Source organism: Pseudomonas sp. GNP014 (assembly GCF_054344005.1).
This window is the reverse complement of the sequence record NZ_JBTGUS010000001.1, coordinates 1843322-1860354: the sequence shown is the minus strand read 5'-3', so window position 1 is coordinate 1860354 and position 17033 is coordinate 1843322. Positions and strand designations below refer to the sequence as shown.

Below are 17033 nucleotides of genomic sequence, written 5' to 3'. Positions count from 1 at the left end.
TTCAGGTGTACACAAAAGTTGTGGCAGACATAGAACCTGTGGGAGCGGGCTTGCCCGCGAAGAACGATGGCACGGTGGCCCGGCTTACTTGACCGTAATGGTGCCTTTCATCATCGAGATGTGGCCCGGGAACGAGCAGAAGAAGCCGTATTTTTCAGCGGCATTCAGTTTCGACACGTCGAAAGTCAACGAGTCGGTTTCCTTGGCACCGATGATCTTGGTGTGAGCGATGACGCGCGCGTCGCCGTCTTTCAGGTAGTTCTTGTCGATGCCGGCGGCCAGGCCGTCAGTAGCAATCGGCTGCATGTCCGCTTCTTTGCTGATCACCAGGTTATGGCCCATGACGTTTTTCGGCAGGCTGCCGGAGTGGGTCAGTTCGACGGTGAAAGTCTTGCAGCTCTTGTCGATCACGATTTCCTTGGTGTTGAAGGACATCTGATCGGTGGAGTCAACGGTGGTTTTGCACTCGGCAGCCATCAATTGGCTGCTGGCCAGCGCCAGCAGGGATACCGCAACAACTTTGGAAAACATGGTGAATCTCCAAGGCAGGGTTAACAAAACACGAATGATGGAAAGACTGCCTGAAATCTTCGCAAGTTCCTATGACTTGAGTCAAAAATTGTATACAACTTTCAGGCTATGACACTCATCGAAACAATCTACCGGCCAGATGCAACGGACGCCCCTATGATCGGCCCATCTACTGAGACGGAGTGCCTGTCATGTTCTTTAACGGTCTGTTGTGCAGTTTGCTTGCCGCCTATGCCTGCGGCGCCAGCGGTACTTTTGAATCGCCGGAGCGAGAAGTCTAGCCCTTGGATCAAGGCGTGCCAGCCGTTACCCTGTGACGGATTGACCCAGGAGGAAGGCATGTCTCTCACATCCGTTTGTGTATTTTGCGGTGCCAACGCCGGTACCGATCCGGCTTACACTGAAGCCGCCAAAGCCCTTGGCCGCGCGCTGGCCGAGCGCCAGTTGACCCTGGTCTACGGCGGTGGTGCCGTGGGCTTGATGGGGCTGGTCGCCGATGCCGCACTGGCCGCCGGTGGTGAAGTGATCGGGATCATTCCGCAGAGCCTGATGGACAAGGAAATCGGCCACAAAAGCCTGACACGCCTGGAAGTGGTCGACGGCATGCACGCGCGCAAGGCGCGCATGGCTGAACTCAGCGATGCATTCATCGCCCTGCCCGGCGGCCTCGGCACGCTGGAGGAGCTGTTCGAAGTCTGGACCTGGGGCCAGCTCGGCTACCACGGCAAGCCGCTGGGGCTGCTGGAGGTGAACGGTTTTTACAGCAGACTCACCGCTTTTCTTGACCATATCGTCGGCGAAGGCTTCGTTCGTGCGCCACACCGTGACATGCTGCAAGTGAGCGAATCGCCAGACACCCTGCTCGACGCCCTCGATCAGTGGAAGCCGACCGTCACGCCGAAGTGGGTCGACCAAAAACCCGGCTAACCGCCGGACACCGATACAGGGCAGAATACGCGCCGCTCAACCTCACCTTCGACCCCAGAGGATCGCCCATGGCCAAACCCAATTACTCCTTCGCCAAACGTCAACGAGACCTGGCAAAGGAACAGAAGAAAGAGGAAAAGCTTCAGCGCAAGAAACAAATGGCTGAAGAAGCGGCACTGAACCCTGACGGTGAAGTGGCGACTGATGACGATGATGATGTTGAAGCACCGAAAGATCAGGCGCCCGACGCCTGAGCTGATTGCTGATTCGCTCCCTGAGGGAGCGATCTGTGGCGAGGGGATTTATCCCCGATGGGTCGCGAAGCGGCCTCTGTGTCCGGCCTAATCGAATGAGTTGTCTGGACTGGGCGACTGCTTCGCAGCCGATCGGGGATAAATCCCCTCGCCACAAAAGCTCCTCACGCTCGAGTTGTCTTCAGTCCAGTGGCATCACGGTGACCCGCACTTCCGGGTCGTGGCTACCGCCCCCCAGAATCACCCCTCGCAACGGCGACACATCGGAAAAGTCCCGGCCCCACGCCAGGGTGATGTGCTCCAGCGCCGGCTGCACATTGTTGGTCGGATCGAAATCCACCCAACCCAATACCGGACAGAACACTGACACCCAGGCGTGCGACGCATCGGCGCCGATCAGACGTGGCTGTCCCGGCGGTGGCTGGGTCAGCAGATAGCCGCTGATGTAACGCGCCGCCAGCCCTCGCGAGCGCACACAGGCGAGCATCAGGTGGGCGAAGTCCTGACACACGCCACGCCGGCGCTCCAGCACCTCCACCAGCGGCGTCGCCACCTGCGTGGCCTCGGCATCGAACGTGAACTCGCTAAAAATCTTCTGCATCAAGGCCTGCACTCCCAGCATCAAAGGCCGGCCCGGCGGGAAGCAGCTTTCGGAGAACTCGACGAAGCTGCGTTTCAGGTGCACGTAGGGTGACTGAAAGCGATAACGACAAGCCTCCAACATTGCGGCGGACAACGGCTGACTGCTGTAGGTCAGCGCATTGCACGTCTGCTCCCACGCCGGGGACAGATTGAAGTCCGCCAGCGGTCGCGCCAGCACTTCAACGGTGAGCCGTGCGTTGACCTGTAACTCGTCGTGCGGCCGCTCGAAGGCCAGACGGGTCAGTGGATTGCCGAAGACATCGAGTTCGTCACGCCGGGTTGTCGGCTCCGGACTGATCAGCAATTGCTGTTCGGTGCAGCGCTGCCATGTGCATTCACGGGGCCACAAGTGCGCCAATTGCTGCGCCAGCGACACCGGGCTGTCGTAGTGATAACAAGTGTCGTGGAAGATCTGGTAATTCGCGCTCATCAGACCGACACCGTGCGCTGGCTGACATCATCGACATGGGCAAAGTGGCGCAGGGCCAGGCGATCCGAGACTTGCCCGCTGGCCTCGGCGATGTCTTGCAGCAAGTCCGCCAGACCATCGAGTGCGGCGCGCACGCTGGATTCGCCGAACAGCGAATTCTCCAGACAACCCAGATCAAAGCGTGCCAGACGCTCGACCAGTTGCGGCAGTCCGGCCTCGCGGGGCACGCCGAAATCATCGTTCAGGCGTTTCAGCGTGCGGGTCACCAGTTTCAACTGGAACAACACTGCATGCGGGTTCTGTTCGTCGAGCAGCAACAAGTCGAGCACCGGGATCAACTGCGCCACCGCCAGATAACGAGAACGGTAAGTGATGCTGCTGTTGCCCAGCTCCAGCAGCCACTCAAGCCCCGCCTGATCGAACGCGGCGCTCCCTCGCAGGAACGCCGCAAGGCTGCTGCTGAGAAACTGCAGGCGTTCGATGCGCCGGCCGATCATCAGGAAGCGCCAGCCTTCGTCGCGGGTCATGTCGTCCAGGGCGAACCCGGACAGCGCCGCCAGCGACATCACCAGGCGGTTGAGAAAGTCCAGCAGCTCGCCGAAGTCCGGCGCGTCGGTGTCCAGCTCCATGGCTTCGCGCTGCAACTCCACCAAGGCCTGCCAGTTTTCCCGGGAGAGCTTGCCGCGCACCTGCGAGGCGGCCCACTGCAAGCGCTGCAGGTTGGAACGCAGGCTGAATGACCAGTCTTCACCGAGCAATGCGGCGAGCAGTCGCTCCGGCAATTCACCTTCGTCTGGCAACAACGTCAGCCGCTCGCCGAGATCGACCGCCGCTTGCAAGGCCTGCGGATCATCGCCATCGACATACCGCGCGAGCATGATGCGCAGCAATCGCGCACTGTCATCGCAACGCTCGCAATAGCGGCCGAACCAGAACAGGTTTTCCACCACCCGTGACGGCAGATATGGATCGCGGCGCACCAGATCATGCACACCGACATTGCGCTGAGTTTTCCATTGCTCACCACTCGGCGGGCGCTCGCCCAACACCCAGGTGTCCTTGCTCGCACCGCCGCGTTGCATCGACACCACTTCGGCATCGGCCTCGGCGGCCACCCGGGTCAGGCCACCGGGCAGCACGCGGTAGCCGTCGCGACTGGCCACGGCGTACATGCGCATGCCGATGGCCCGCGGTTGCAACTGGCCGTCCTCGGCTTGCCAGATCGGTGCCTGTGACAGCTGCGCCAGCTCTTGCGCCACGTAGGCATAGGGCCGGGCCTGCATGCGCTCGGCGAGCGCCTGACGCTGTTGCTCACTCAGATCCCGGCCGAACACCGGGGCAAAACTTTGTGAGGGGAAGGCCGGTTTGATCAGCAGCTCCGGCAGTTTTTCCAGGGCCTGCGCCAGCACCGGCGCCTCGCCGCACCACCAGGTGGCGATGGACGGCAGGATCAGCTCTTCGCCAAACAGGTATTGATTGATCTTCGGCAGAAACCCGAGCAACCCCGGTGACTCCAGCACACCGCTGCCCAGGGCGTTGGCCACCAGCACCCGACCCTGCCGCACCGCTTCCAGCAAGCCGGGCACGCCGAGCGCCGAATCGGTACGCAGCTCAAGCGGATCGCAGAAGTCATCGTCGAGGCGACGCATGATCGCGTGGACCCGGCGCAAACCGCTGAGGGTTTTCAGGAACACCGTGGCATCGCGCACCGTCAGATCGCCGCCTTCAACCAGCGGATAACCGAGCTGGCGCGCCAGATAAAGGTGTTCGAAATAGCTTTCGTTGAAGCGTCCGGGCGTCAGCAGCACCACCAGCGGCGCGTCGTCGTCACAGGGCGCCTGCCGCGCGAGGGTTTCCTGCAGGGTACGGAAGAACCCGGCCAGGTGCTGCACCTTCAGATCGCGGTACAACTCGGGAAACGCCCGCGAGACGATGGTGCGGTTTTCCAGCGCATAACCGGCCCCCGACGGCGCCTGGGTGCGATCCGCCGTCACCCACCAGCGCCCGTCCGGCGTGCGCGCCAGATCCACTGCGTACAGATGCAGAAAGTTCTCTTCCGGCGGCGCAATGCCTTGGCAAGGCCAGAGAAAATTGTTGTGACCGAAGACCAGCTCCGCCGGCAACAGCCCTTCGCTGATCAACCGTTGCGGGCCGTACAGATCGGCCAGCACCGCATTGAGCAGGCGCGCCCGCTGGGCGATTCCGGCTGACAGGTGCTGCCACTCGTCAGCGGCGATCACGTGCGGCAACAGGTCCAGCTCCCACGGCCGATCAGCGCCCTTCGGGTCGGCGTAGACGTTATAGGTGACGCCGTTTTCCTGAATCTGCCGGGCCAGCAACGCCTGACGCTGCACCAGTTGCGCCGGGCTGCTGCGCTGTAAATGATCGAACAGCCGCTGCCAGTGCGGGCGCACTGCACCACTGCCATCGAGCAGTTCGTGATAAGTGCCCGCAGTGAGCGGGTAGCGGTCTAGCAGGTCAGGCATGGAAAGCTCGGCAGACAGCAAGGAACGGTCAGACTAACGCAGGCAGATGACGCCCGGATATACGAAAAATCCGCACGTCGCGCAGGAATTAGAAACGTCGCAAATCGAGCGTCATCGGCAGTTCGTCGGAAACGGTCGGATTCGGTATCGGAAGTTTCCCCGGCGTGTGGCCGATGCGGAAGAAACGCGCCATGCGCCGGCTCTCCGCCTCGTTGGCATTGACCGGCAGTGTCTCGTAGTTGCGCCCGCCCGGGTGCGCCACGTGGTACTGACAACCGCCCAGCGAACGTTGCATCCAGGTGTCGAGCAGGTCGAACACCAGCGGCGCGTGCACCGGAATCGTCGGCTGCAGGCAATTGGCCGGTTGCCAGGCCCGAAAGCGCACGCCGGCGACGAACTCGCCGATCCGCCCGGTCGGTTGCAGCGGCACCGGGATGCCGTTGCAGGTCAGCAGGTAACGCTGCGGCGGCAAGCCCTTGAGCCTGACCTGCAAACGCTCCAGCGACGAATCGACATAACGCACCGTGCCACCCGCCGTGCCCTCCTCGCCCAACACATGCCAGGGCTCCAGCGCCTGCCGCAGTTCCAGTTCGATGCCATTGACCGCGTAATCGCCCACCTTGGGAAAGCGGAATTCCAGATGCGCGGCGAACCATTCGGCGCGCAATGGATAACCGGCATTGTTGAGTTCGACGATGACGTCGGCGAAATCCTGCTCGATGAAATGCGGCAGCATGAATCGGTCGTGCAGTTCAGTCCCCCAGCGCGCCAGTTTCGGCGGCGCATAGGGCTCGCGCCAGAATCGTGCAACCAGCGCCCGCAACAACAACTGCTGAGCCAGACTCATGCGCGCATGGGGCGGCATCTCGAAGGCGCGCAGCTCCAACAGACCGAGGCGCCCGGTGGCACCGTCCGGGGAATACAGCTTATCAATGCAGAATTCGGCGCGATGGGTGTTGCCGGTGACGTCGATCAGCAAGTTGCGCAACAGCCGGTCGACCAGCCACGGCGCACACTCCTCGCCCGGCGCCGGCATTTGCGCGAAGGCGACTTCCAGCTCATACAACGCATCGTTACGCGCCTCGTCGACCCGTGGCGCCTGGGAGGTCGGGCCGATGAACAAGCCGGAAAACAGATACGACAGCGACGGGTGGTTGTGCCAATAACTGATCAGACTGCGCAGCAGGTCCGGACGGCGCAGAAACGGCGAGTCCGCCGGTGTCGCGCCGCCGAGCACGAAATGGTTGCCCCCGCCGGTGCCGGTATGGCGGCCGTCGATCATGAATTTCTCGGTGGTCAGGCGGGTCTGGCGTGCCTGTTCATAAAGAAACTCGGTGCGTTCGACCAACTCGTCCCAGGTTGCCGACGGCTGCACGTTGACCTCGATCACGCCCGGATCCGGGGTGATGCGCAAGTTGCTCAGGCGCGGATCGCCTGGCGGTTCGTAGCCTTCCAGCAGCACCGGGCAACGCAGTTCTGCGGCCGTCGCCTCAATGGCCGCGACCAGCTCCAGATAGTCCTCGAGCCGCTCCAGCGGCGGCATGAACAGGTACAAACGCCCCTCGCGAGCTTCGGCGCAAAATGCGGTGCGGGTCAGCCAGTCGGCGGACTCGTCGATCTGCGGCACACGCTCGTCAACACTCGCAGGTTCAGCGTGGCGGTTGAGCTGCGCGGTATCCGGCAACGCGGGAAAATCCTGATTCGGATCCTGAGGATGGATGAACGGATACTCGGCGGCTTTTACCCACGGCTGCGAACCGAGCGGCAGCCGATAGCCCAGCGGCGAATCCCCCGGGACCAGACGGCAATGTTCGTCGCGCAGATACCAGCGCCCGCTCTGCCATTGATCGCCCTTGGCCGTGCGCGCCAGCGGCAGTACCTGGCCGATGACCTTGTCGAGACCCTGGCTGAACACCTTGCGCAGCCGGGCGCGCTCCAGAGGTTCTTCCAGACGCGAATCCTCGGCGCTGACATTGCCCGGCAACGTCCCCTCGCGCCACAGGTAATAGAAATGGTCCTCGTAAGCCGGGAAGACAAAGCGCGCGGGCAATTTCAGACGCTCGGCGACGCTCGCCAGAAAGCGTCCGGCCAGCTCGCCGTCAGCGCCGTAGTCTTGCTGCTCATCGGCGATCAGTGCGTCGTTGTGCCAGATCGGCACGCCATCACGGCGCCAATAACAATTGAGCGACCAGCGCGGCAGCTGCTCGCCCGGATACCATTTGCCCTGCCCGAAATGCACCAGCCCTTGCGGTGCGTAATGCTTGCGCAGGCGCTGGAACAGTTCGGCCGAAAGCCGACGCTTGTCCGCCCCCAGGGCGGCGGTGTTCCATTCGGCGCCGTCCGGGTCATCAATGGAGACGAACGTCGGTTCGCCGCCCATGGTCAGGCGCACATCCCCTTCCAGCAGGTCGGCATCGATCTGGCGGCCCAGCGCCTGAATCGCCAGCCATTGCTCCTCGCTGTAGGGCTGGGTGACCCGTGGGGCTTCCCAGATCCGTTCCACCGACATTTCGTGGCTGAACTCGCACTCGCACGGTTCGACCAAGCCACTGATCGGTGCCGCCGAGGACGGATCGGGACTGCAGGCCAGCGGGATATGCCCTTCGCCGGCGAACAGCCCGGAAGTGGCGTCGAGGCCGATCCAGCCGGCGCCCGGCAGATAGACTTCGCACCAGGCGTGCAGATCGGTGAAATCGACTTCGGTGCCGGACGGACCATCGAGGCTTTTCACATCGGCGGTCAGTTGAATCAGGTAACCGGAGACGAATCGCGCCGCAAGGCCAAGGTTACGCAGCAATTGCACCAGCAACCACGCCGAGTCGCGACACGAGCCAGAGGCGTGTTCGAGGGTGTGTTCCGGGGTTTGCACGCCCGGCTCCATGCGGATCAGGTAATTGATGTCTTCGCTCAGACGCTGGTTGAGCGCTACCAGAAAGTCCACGGCCGGCAACGGCGTGCGGTCGATGCCGTCCAGATAGGCTTTGAAGGTCGGCGTCAGCGGCAGGGTTTCGAGGTACGGCGCCAGCTCCTTGCGCTCATCGGCGGCATAGGTGAAGGGGATTTTCTCGGCGTAGGGCTCAAGGAAGAAGTCGAACGGGTTGAACACGGCCATCTCGGCCAGCAGATCGACTTCGATGCGCAACTCATCGGTTTTCTCGGGGAACACCAGACGCGCCAGGTAGTTGCCCTGGGGATCCTGCTGCCAGTTGATGAAATGCTGCTCGGGCGAGACTTTCAGTGCATATGAAAGAATCCGCGTGCGGCTGTGGGCAGCCGGGCGCAGGCGAACGATCTGCGGGCCGAGTTCGACAGCGCGGTCGTAGCGGTAATGCGTAACGTGATGCAATGCGACATGAATCGACACGGCGTGCCTCCTGCGAGCCCAAGCGTATTCGAAAGCGCGCAAGACTTATGCCATGCACAGGCTTGGGCGCTTTCCCGGAATGCTCAGGGCAGTACAGCACCAAAATCGGGCGATGCGGGGAAATGGTTTGGCCTCATTGCACGTAAATGTTGCGAAGAGCCCCTCACCCTAGCCCTCTCCCGGAGGGAGAGGGAACTGACCGAGTTGACCATTCGAGCTACACCGACCTGAAACTCCGAGCCGAACTGCGATTTTGAAAAGCACACAGATCGGCTCCCTTCCTGGCCCTTTCCCCGGAGAGAGAAGGGACTGACCGAGTTGATCATGCGAACTACACCGATTTGAAGCTCCGAGCCGAACTTCGATTTTGAAAAGCACTCAGATCGGCTCCCTTCCCTGGCCTTTCTCGGAGGAAGAGGGTACGCCGGCGTGAAAGTCTTGAGTCGGACTCAGATCTTGAAAAGCATGAAGATCTGCTCCCTTCCCCCTCGCCCCCCCATGGGGGAGAGGGTTGGGGTGAGGGGGATGGATCTTGCAGCCAACATAAATCCAATCCCGGAAACGCAAAACGCCAACCCGAAGGTTGGCGTTCTGTTCAGCTCAAGCGTTGCTTAGCGCGGGACGACCGGCTTGCGCGCCGGTTTCGGTCCTTTACCCTTGGCCGCGTCCTTACGCTCCTTGGCCGCCTGCTGGTTGCGGGCGAATGCCGCCGCCTTGGCCTGCTCACGCTTGTCCCACGGATTACCACCATCACTGGCACGCGGCGGCAGGCCGTTGTGCTGGGTGAGGATCTTGGTGGTCTTCTCTTTGCCTTCTTTCGCCACTTTATGGCTGCCGGCCGGCGTCGAGTTCTTGCGACGGGCGCTCTGGTAGCTGTCGGTAGACGGCTGGTGCATCGGAATCAATTGGTCCTTGCCCGAACCGATCAGATCAGCGCGGCCCATGCGGATCAGCGCTTCACGCAGCATCGGCCAGCCTTTCGGGTCGTGATAACGCAAGAACGCCTTGTGCAGACGACGCTGCTCTTCGCTCTTGACGATGGTCACGCCGTCGCTCTTGTAGGTGACCTTGCGCAGCGGGTTCTTGCCCGAGTGGTACATCGCGGTGGCGGTGGCCATCGGCGACGGGTAGAACGCCTGCACCTGGTCGGCACGGAAACCGTTGCCCTTGAGCCACAGCGCCAGGTTCATCATGTCTTCGTCGGTGGTGCCCGGGTGGGCGGCGATGAAGTACGGAATCAGGTACTGCTCTTTGCCCGCTTCCTTGGTGTACTTCTCGAACATGCGCTTGAACTTGTCATAGCTGCCGATGCCCGGTTTCATCATCTGGTTGAGCGGACCTTCCTCGGTGTGTTCCGGGGCGATCTTCAGGTAGCCGCCGACGTGGTGGGTCACCAGTTCCTTGACGTACTCCGGCGACTCGACCGCGAGGTCGTAACGCAGGCCGGAAGCGATCAGGATCTTCTTCACGCCCGGCAAGGCACGGGCGCTGCGGTACAGCTGAATCAGCGACGAGTGGTCGGTGTTCAGGTTCGGGCAGATGCCCGGGAACACGCAGGACGGCTTGCGGCACGCGGATTCGATTTCCGGCGTTTTACAGGCGATGCGGTACATGTTCGCGGTCGGGCCGCCGAGGTCGGAAATGACCCCGGTGAAGCCTGGCACCTTGTCGCGGATCTCTTCGATTTCGCGAATGATCGACTCTTCGGAACGGTTCTGGATGATCCGGCCTTCGTGCTCGGTGATCGAGCAGAAGGTGCAGCCGCCGAAGCAGCCACGCATGATGTTCACCGAGAAACGGATCATGTCGTAGGCCGGGATCTTTTCCTTGCCGTACGCCGGGTGCGGAACCCGGGCGTAAGGCATGCCGAACACGTAGTCCATTTCTTCAGTGGTCATCGGAATCGGCGGCGGGTTGAACCAGACGTCGATCTCGCCGTGCTTCTGCACCAGCGCACGGGCGTTGCCCGGGTTGGTTTCCAGGTGCAGCACGCGGTTGGCGTGGGCGTACAGCACCGGGTCGTTACGCACCTTTTCCATCGACGGCAGGCGGATCACGGTCTTGTCGCGGGTCATCTTCGGGCTGGCCAGGATCTGCACGACCTTGGCTTCCTCGGGATCATCCACCGGGCCTTTTTCTTGCTCGATGGCGCAGGCCTGGGTGTCCTGGGTGTTCACGTACGGGTTGATGATCTTGTCGATCTTGCCCGGACGGTCGATACGCGTGGAGTCGACTTCGTACCAGCCTTGCGGCGTGTCACGACGGATGAACGCGGTGCCACGCACGTCGGTGATGTCTTCGATCTTGTGACCGTAGGACAGACGCTGGGCCACTTCGACAATGGCGCGCTCGGCGTTGCCGTACAGCAGAATGTCGGCGCTGGCGTCGATCAGGATCGAGTTACGCACGCGGTCCTGCCAGTAGTCATAGTGCGCGATGCGGCGCAGCGAAGCTTCGATGCCGCCGAGCACGATCGGTACGTGCTTGTAGGCCTCTTTGCAGCGCTGGCTGTAAACCAGGCTCGCGCGATCCGGACGCTTGCCGGCCATGCCGCCCGGCGTATAGGCGTCGTCGGAGCGGATTTTCTTGTCCGCGGTGTAGCGGTTGATCATCGAGTCCATGTTGCCGGCCGCCACCCCGAAGAACAGGTTGGGCTCGCCAAGCTTCATGAAGTCGTCTTTGGACTGCCAGTTCGGCTGCGCAATGATCCCGACGCGGAAGCCCTGGGACTCCAGCAGCCGGCCGATGATCGCCATGCCGAACGACGGGTGATCGACGTAGGCATCACCGGTAACAATGATGATGTCGCACGAATCCCAGCCAAGCTGATCCATCTCCTCCCTGCTCATTGGCAGGAATGGCGCTGGTCCGAAACATTCGGCCCAATATTTTGGATAGTCAAATAACGGCTTGGCTGCTTGCATGTCGACGACCGGTGTTGAGATGAAAAATCGCGGGCGCGGAATATAGCACAAATTTTGACCAATTCCGACGGCAATGGTCGGCTTCTCTTTGAGCCGATACCTTGCCGGTCTCGCCCCCCCCCTGCGGCGCCAAAACCGGCCACACAACCTGACTCCCCATCGGCCAGCCATTATCGGCAGCCGATGTGACAACCCTTCAAGGATGAAGAAATGTCACCGAAACCACCCATCAGGGGCACGGCAATTGTCGATGTCCATCCACGTCCCGGCGCTGTCGTCAGCGGGCAAGCGCCGCGCACGCGAGTATCCAGCGCCGGTGCGCGCCCCCCTGCCCGGTATACACCGGACAGCCCTGATCTGGATGCTATCCACCGCGTGCCTGCGGTCACAATCACGGCGGCGTCCTCCTCGCCTGTCAGTCACCGTCCTGAGATGCGATCGCTGGAAGATTACTGGCAGAGCGCCGATATCCGCTTGCCGCCTGCCGATGACCAGGGATTACGGATGTTCAAGGGACGCTACTACGTCGACCTGCCAGACGACCGCGTCGCGCTGGTGAAGAAGGATCCGGACACGGGACTCTACCGGGCCCGCCTGCCCAGTGAGCTCAGCCCCTCCGGCCCCGTGTTGATACGCGATGCACAGAGCCGGCTGTGGCATCCGCTCGATGATGCCAGACCGGCCACTTTTCTCCTGTCTGACGCACGCCTCGAAGCCTTTCGTACGGCGCTCGATTTCAGCGGTATCGAACCCGGGACGGATCGTCTGTACCGATTCAACGGCAAGCTGTATGCAGTCATCGCAGAACACGCGTATCAGGTGCTGCATGATCTGGACGCGTCCTCACCGAGGTCGACGGTCATGCGCATCGTTCATCCCGCAGATCCCGTGGCCCGGGACCACGGCAATATTTACATCGGGACACGCCCGGGGCGCTCGGAGCCGATCGTTTTCGATGCGCGGCATGGCTGGGTCGCCGCCCAGGTGGGCGGTACCAGCGGGATGCGCAGACGGGGGCAAACGTCCGCCGCCAGCCATTCAGCCGATCTGGCCTTGGAGCTGCGGTTGATGGATCTGGAATTAGAGCAGGCGATCACCATGACCGATCAGCTGGGATACCGATGGCTGGCAGCCAAAGACAAGCAGAACGAGCGAAACATCCTGGTGCAACTGGAAGACCAGCACCGGCGAGAACTGGGAATACTGGAAAAAACCGTCAGTCTGCACCTCGAACACAAGGAGGCCGTCGTCGCCATCAAGGGCCGTGAGGCCTACAAAAACAAACTGATCACGCTGCGCAAGGGACAGATCCTGTCCTGCAACCAGTTGATGATCGCCAACGATTCACGCAAGTTGCTCGACGGCCCGATCTTCGGCGGCCCCGACACCGAATACCGCGCAGTCGCCGCACATCTGGCGGACAAGCTGGCAATCATGAAACAGCGTGAGCATTTTGCCGAGGAACTGTTGCACAAGTGGCGCCTGTCCGAGGAGGAGTTGAAGGCGGCGGCGTACGACCCGATAGAAATTCATGAAATCGTCGCCTTCTGGGTCTATGCCGAAAGTCGCACGCTGCCCGATGCCGCAACCTCCCTGGCCAGCCATGACTTCAATGCCAAGTACCTGGCGTATTCGTTCGGCCAGGTAACGTTCTCCTACCGGGCACTCAAGGGCATGCCGGAAGAAACCCGCGTTGCGGTGCTGAGCAGCCTGTTCGACCAATGCACGGCCATTCGCGCCGCGTTCGAACACATGCCGTTGCCGCCCGGCGCCGAGCCTGCCCGTTCACACGCAAAGATCGTCGAGGCGGTCCAGGCTTTCGAAACCACACTTGAAGAAAGCCTGAACCGTTATCACCGGCAATTGCTGAAGACGTCGATGCTGCCGGCGCACGAACAGCCCATCGACTTCGACTTCATCCCGCCGCAGGACCGCAGCGCACCGCCCGCCAGCCTCCGACGGGTTTTCCGCGCCAGGCACCACGGGGTCGACAAGATCAAGGTCGGGCGCCCGCGCCGCTCCGAGACCGGCGTGGAAGTGATTGATGTCATGAGCCCCGTGGACGCCGTTCAGGTCATGCATACCTACGCACTGCAAGAAGGCCAGTGGCGCCCGATCGTGCCTCTGCAGGCCACGCCTCTGCCAGCGCTCAGGGCACAGGCCGGGCAGCAACTGCAACGCACGCAATCCTGGCTCGACCGGGCCTGGCAGGACGAACGGGAAAAACGCAATGCCACCAATATTGTCGAGTTTCTCGTCAGCAAGGCGGACGCTTGCGATCACCTCGCCAGACAGATCGATACCGCTCCCGATCGCACCGACGCCGACACCGCCACCTTCGTCCAGCGTCTGCAGCAGGACAGCCTCCGCCTGCGCAGCGAAGGCGAACACATCCGGATTCGCCTGTACAAAGACAAGGCGTTTCTCAGCGCCGACCGACTGGCCTACTTGATCGCCAAGGAACAGATCAGCGTGGTGCAGACCCAGCCACGCACGGTCTCCGGCAAGGGCTCGGACAAACACTTTCTCGACGTTTATTCGCTCAACGACAGAAGCACCGGCGCCCCCCTCTGGCACGCGCACTTTCACTACGACCGCATGAACAGCCCCAAGCAGGGCTTCACCGCACGCGGCGGCCACCTCAAGACCCTCGAGCAGAGCCGCCTGGGCATTACCTCGCAACGCAGGGACGCCCGAAGCGGACACGAGCATGCCCCCATCTGGCGCGAAAGCATTGATGGCAAAACTGCACAGAAAATATTCGAACTGGCGACATGAGCCACTCACAGCACACTTTTCAAGGATGAAACCATGGTGATCAAACCACCCACCCGCCTCAATGTAGCGGTCGACGTTCACCCTCCGGCCCGGCCTCCGAGTACGCCCCCCCCTTCACACCACATCGACGCAGGCCGGGTCAATTCGACACGCCGCACAGTGCCATCGCGGTCCGAGACGGGCGACATCAATGCGGACGCGATAATGCCCACGCGGGCGCCTTCGGTGACGCTCAACGAGTCGCCCCTCAGGAGCCAGCCGACAACACCGCAGTCGATCGAGGGTTACAGCATGCCGGCCATCCCCGCGCTGCCGGACGCCAACAGCGATGGCTTCAGGGTGCACAGGGGACGGCGCTACGTCGATCTGGCCAACAGCCGTGTCACGCTGGTTGCGAGAGATCCGGACACGGGACTGTTCAGAGCCCGACTGCCCAGCGAGCTGATCGCTTCCGGCCCGCTGCTTCTGCGCGATCCCGTCAGCCGGCTCTGGCACCCGCACACGCCACTCGACGCGGACAGCTTGCCGCTGACCGATACGCGTCTGGCTGCCTTTCGCACGGACCTGGACTTCAGGACTGCCGCCGCCGATGTCGACGGTCTGTTCAGTCACGCAGGCAAACGCTACGTGGTCATCCGTGGCCATGCTTATCAGGCATTGCAGGATCTCGATGCCTCCACGCCCGAACGGGCGGTCTGGCGCATCGTCAAACCGGCTGACCCCGTGGCCACCGACACCGCCAATACCTATAACGCCAGTCGCGCCGGGGCAACCCTGGCAGTCACCCGAAACGAGCGAAACGAATGGCTGGCAATCAACACCGGTCTCAAGGGCGGCATGCCACGCCATCCGGCGTTCAAACCGATACATGACGAACTGATGCAGCGCTACCAGCCCATTCATAACGCGCACAAGGCCATTGAAAGGTCATCGCAACAATACGATGCCCTGCATGAGCAGGTGCGGCTGCAACCCGAAGGCAGTACCGAAAGAACCGAGGCCCTGATCAAGCTTGAAGTGCACATGCTCAAACTCCTCAAAATGCAGGCGGACTTCGTGCAGTCGCTGATCGATAACAGGGAATGGCTCAAGCATTTGAAAGCCAGCGGGCAATATAAGCGGGAATTGCGAACGTTCCAGAAGGAACGGGTGGAGAACCTGAACCGGCTCATGGTGATCATGGACATGCGAGTCAAACCTCTCGCCTTGGCCGTGTCCGTAAGCACTTACCGGAGAGTCATTACCCATCTGAACAAGAAGCTCAAGCTGCTCGAAGACCGTCAGGCCTTGATGGAACACATCAAGAAATCCGACCCCAGCTCAGTGTCTGACCTGGATGAATTGAACAACAAGCTCCCCGGCGTCGATCAGATCAAATTCAACCAGTTGACGCTTTACCTGCGCCTGCTGACGGATGACTCTCCGAATCCGCCCAGTCCGGGCATGGAATCGTTACGGGCGATCGACCTGTTCACCGAAAGTCTGAAGAGCATTCCCGAGCACCAGCAACCGTTGGCGTTGTTATTGGCCGTCGATCAGCTAAAGAACGAGAAAGGCCGATTCGCAGCGTTAATGACGCTGGAAAGTCCGGAAAAGGTCGGCTACATCAAAGAAATCATTACGCTGATCGAGCAATACGAAAGCAAAATCGAAAGTCGCCTGACCACTATCTATGACAGGTTCGAGCGCAACACCGAGCTTCCGCATCTCGATCAGGAGATCGATTTCGACTTTGTTCCGCCGCAGTCGAATACCTCGCCAGCCGTTCCGGCGCCGCCCAGGAAAATGTTCCGTACCCGCCAACACGGCACTTACAAGGTACTGGTGGGAGAAACGGAAATCGCTGCCGATGGTAATGTCACGCTCAAGGTGCCCGACCCGTTCCGCCCCGACAGCCCGCCGCAGCGCTACGAAAAACACCAGGGCGAATGGTTGCCGGTGCGCCCGCACATTGTCGACACACCACGGCCCGAACGCCTCAGCGAAGCCCGTCGCCTGCTGGCCGGCGTCGCCGGACACTTGGCCGAAGCAAAATCCAGGGAAGCCAGAAAAACCAACCCGACGGATATTCTCGAGTATCTGGGCGCCGAGGCCGATCGCCTCAACGATCAGGCAAGATTGCTGGAAAACCATCAACAGGCCGTCGATGACAGCGAAACTGCCGGGCTGGTCGCACGCTTGCGCAGCGCTGGCGACTCACTGACCGAAGAAGGACAAAACGTTCTGGTGCGCATGTACAAAAACAGAGCCGTGCTGGATGTCATGCGCCTGAATTATCTGCTCGACCATGGCGAACTCGATGTGGTCCGTAAGGTGTCTCGCAAACCGATGGGCAAAGGCGCGAAAAAAACATTTCTCGACGTTTATTCGATCAATGATCGCTCTGACACCACGCCGTTATGGGAAGCCCATTTCCACTACGAGGCCCACGACAGCCATGCGCTGAATTTCACGGTCAAGGGCGGGCATCTGAAAACCCTTGAGCAGGCCGGACGCGGCACGTTGTCCCAGCGCCGGGATGAACAGGCCGGTTTACCGCACGTGGCCATCTGGCGTGAAACCTTCGATGGCAAAACCGCACAAAAAATATTCAACCTGGCGGCTTAAGACCGCCGGATAAACCTCAAGGCAATGACGCCAAATGCCTCACGGCTCTCGTTCGCGAGGGTCGAGGGGCAACCCTGCAAGGATGAAAAT

General features: G+C 61.4%; 9 protein-coding genes. 4 read left to right on the top strand and 5 right to left on the bottom strand.

The genetic code is table 11. The annotated features are described in order from the left end of the window. Positions 1-84: 84 nt before the first annotated feature. The gene (gene azu, locus ACXX9E_RS08355) at positions 85-531 is read right to left on the bottom strand and encodes an azurin (RefSeq protein WP_123470942.1); all 447 of its coding nucleotides are present in this window, start codon (positions 529-531) and stop codon (positions 85-87) included. 339 nt (positions 532-870) lie between these two features. Between azu and ACXX9E_RS08350 the strand changes: the two genes are divergently transcribed. Continuing rightward, positions 871-1458 (top strand): cytokinin riboside 5'-monophosphate phosphoribohydrolase, encoded by a 588-nt coding sequence (locus ACXX9E_RS08350; RefSeq protein WP_123470940.1) that lies wholly within the window; start codon positions 871-873, stop codon positions 1456-1458. A gap of 68 nt (positions 1459-1526) precedes the next feature. Beyond that, complete coding sequence (locus ACXX9E_RS08345) at positions 1527-1712, top strand: hypothetical protein (protein ID WP_123470938.1); 186 nt, start codon at positions 1527-1529, stop codon at positions 1710-1712. Between the two features lie 181 nt (positions 1713-1893). Here the strand turns inward: ACXX9E_RS08345 and ACXX9E_RS08340 are convergent, their stop codons facing one another. The 4 genes from ACXX9E_RS08340 to ACXX9E_RS08325 all read right to left on the bottom strand — a co-directional run bounded on the left by ACXX9E_RS08340 (position 1894) and on the right by ACXX9E_RS08325 (position 11558). Further along, entirely contained in the window at positions 1894-2784 is an 891-nt protein-coding gene (locus ACXX9E_RS08340) for a transglutaminase family protein (protein ID WP_336347870.1), read from the bottom strand. After that, a complete protein-coding gene (locus ACXX9E_RS08335) occupies positions 2784-5270 on the bottom strand; it encodes a circularly permuted type 2 ATP-grasp protein (protein WP_222833777.1) in 2487 nt (828 codons plus the stop codon). The genes ACXX9E_RS08340 and ACXX9E_RS08335 overlap by 1 nt, the downstream gene beginning before the upstream one ends. 88 nt (positions 5271-5358) lie before the next feature. Next, positions 5359-8634, bottom strand: coding sequence for a transglutaminase family protein (locus ACXX9E_RS08330; RefSeq protein ID WP_458555276.1), 3276 nt, complete (start codon positions 8632-8634; stop codon positions 5359-5361). 611 nt (positions 8635-9245) lie between these two features. Beyond that, on the bottom strand, positions 9246-11558 hold the full coding sequence (locus ACXX9E_RS08325; RefSeq protein ID WP_123470930.1) for a YgiQ family radical SAM protein: 2313 nt from the start codon (positions 11556-11558) through the stop codon (positions 9246-9248). A gap of 432 nt (positions 11559-11990) precedes the next feature. On the opposite strand from ACXX9E_RS08325, the gene ACXX9E_RS08320 reads away from it, so the two are divergent. Both ACXX9E_RS08320 and ACXX9E_RS08315 read left to right on the top strand, forming a co-directional pair. Continuing rightward, a complete protein-coding gene (locus ACXX9E_RS08320) occupies positions 11991-14336 on the top strand; it encodes a hypothetical protein (protein ID WP_458555275.1) in 2346 nt (781 codons plus the stop codon). Between the two features lie 291 nt (positions 14337-14627). Continuing rightward, positions 14628-16943 (top strand): hypothetical protein, encoded by a 2316-nt coding sequence (locus tag ACXX9E_RS08315; protein WP_458555274.1) that lies wholly within the window; start codon positions 14628-14630, stop codon positions 16941-16943. Positions 16944-17033: the final 90 nt, after the last annotated feature.

Bases quoted from the DNA above. Each gene is read 5' to 3' on its own strand.
- azu (WP_123470942.1), bottom strand. From the start codon at position 531: ATGTTTTCCAAAGTTGTTGCGGTATCCCTGCTGGCGCTGGCCAGCAGC.
- ACXX9E_RS08350 (WP_123470940.1), top strand. From the start codon at position 871: ATGTCTCTCACATCCGTTTGTGTATTTTGCGGTGCCAACGCCGGTACC.
- ACXX9E_RS08325 (WP_123470930.1), bottom strand. From the start codon at position 11,558: ATGCAAGCAGCCAAGCCGTTATTTGACTATCCAAAATATTGGGCCGAA.
- ACXX9E_RS08320 (WP_458555275.1), top strand. From the start codon at position 11,991: ATGCGATCGCTGGAAGATTACTGGCAGAGCGCCGATATCCGCTTGCCG.
- ACXX9E_RS08315 (WP_458555274.1), top strand. From the start codon at position 14,628: ATGCCGGCCATCCCCGCGCTGCCGGACGCCAACAGCGATGGCTTCAGG.
- ACXX9E_RS08340 (WP_336347870.1), bottom strand. From the start codon at position 2,784: ATGAGCGCGAATTACCAGATCTTCCACGACACTTGTTATCACTACGAC.
- ACXX9E_RS08345 (WP_123470938.1), top strand. From the start codon at position 1,527: ATGGCCAAACCCAATTACTCCTTCGCCAAACGTCAACGAGACCTGGCA.
- ACXX9E_RS08335 (WP_222833777.1), bottom strand. From the start codon at position 5,270: ATGCCTGACCTGCTAGACCGCTACCCGCTCACTGCGGGCACTTATCAC.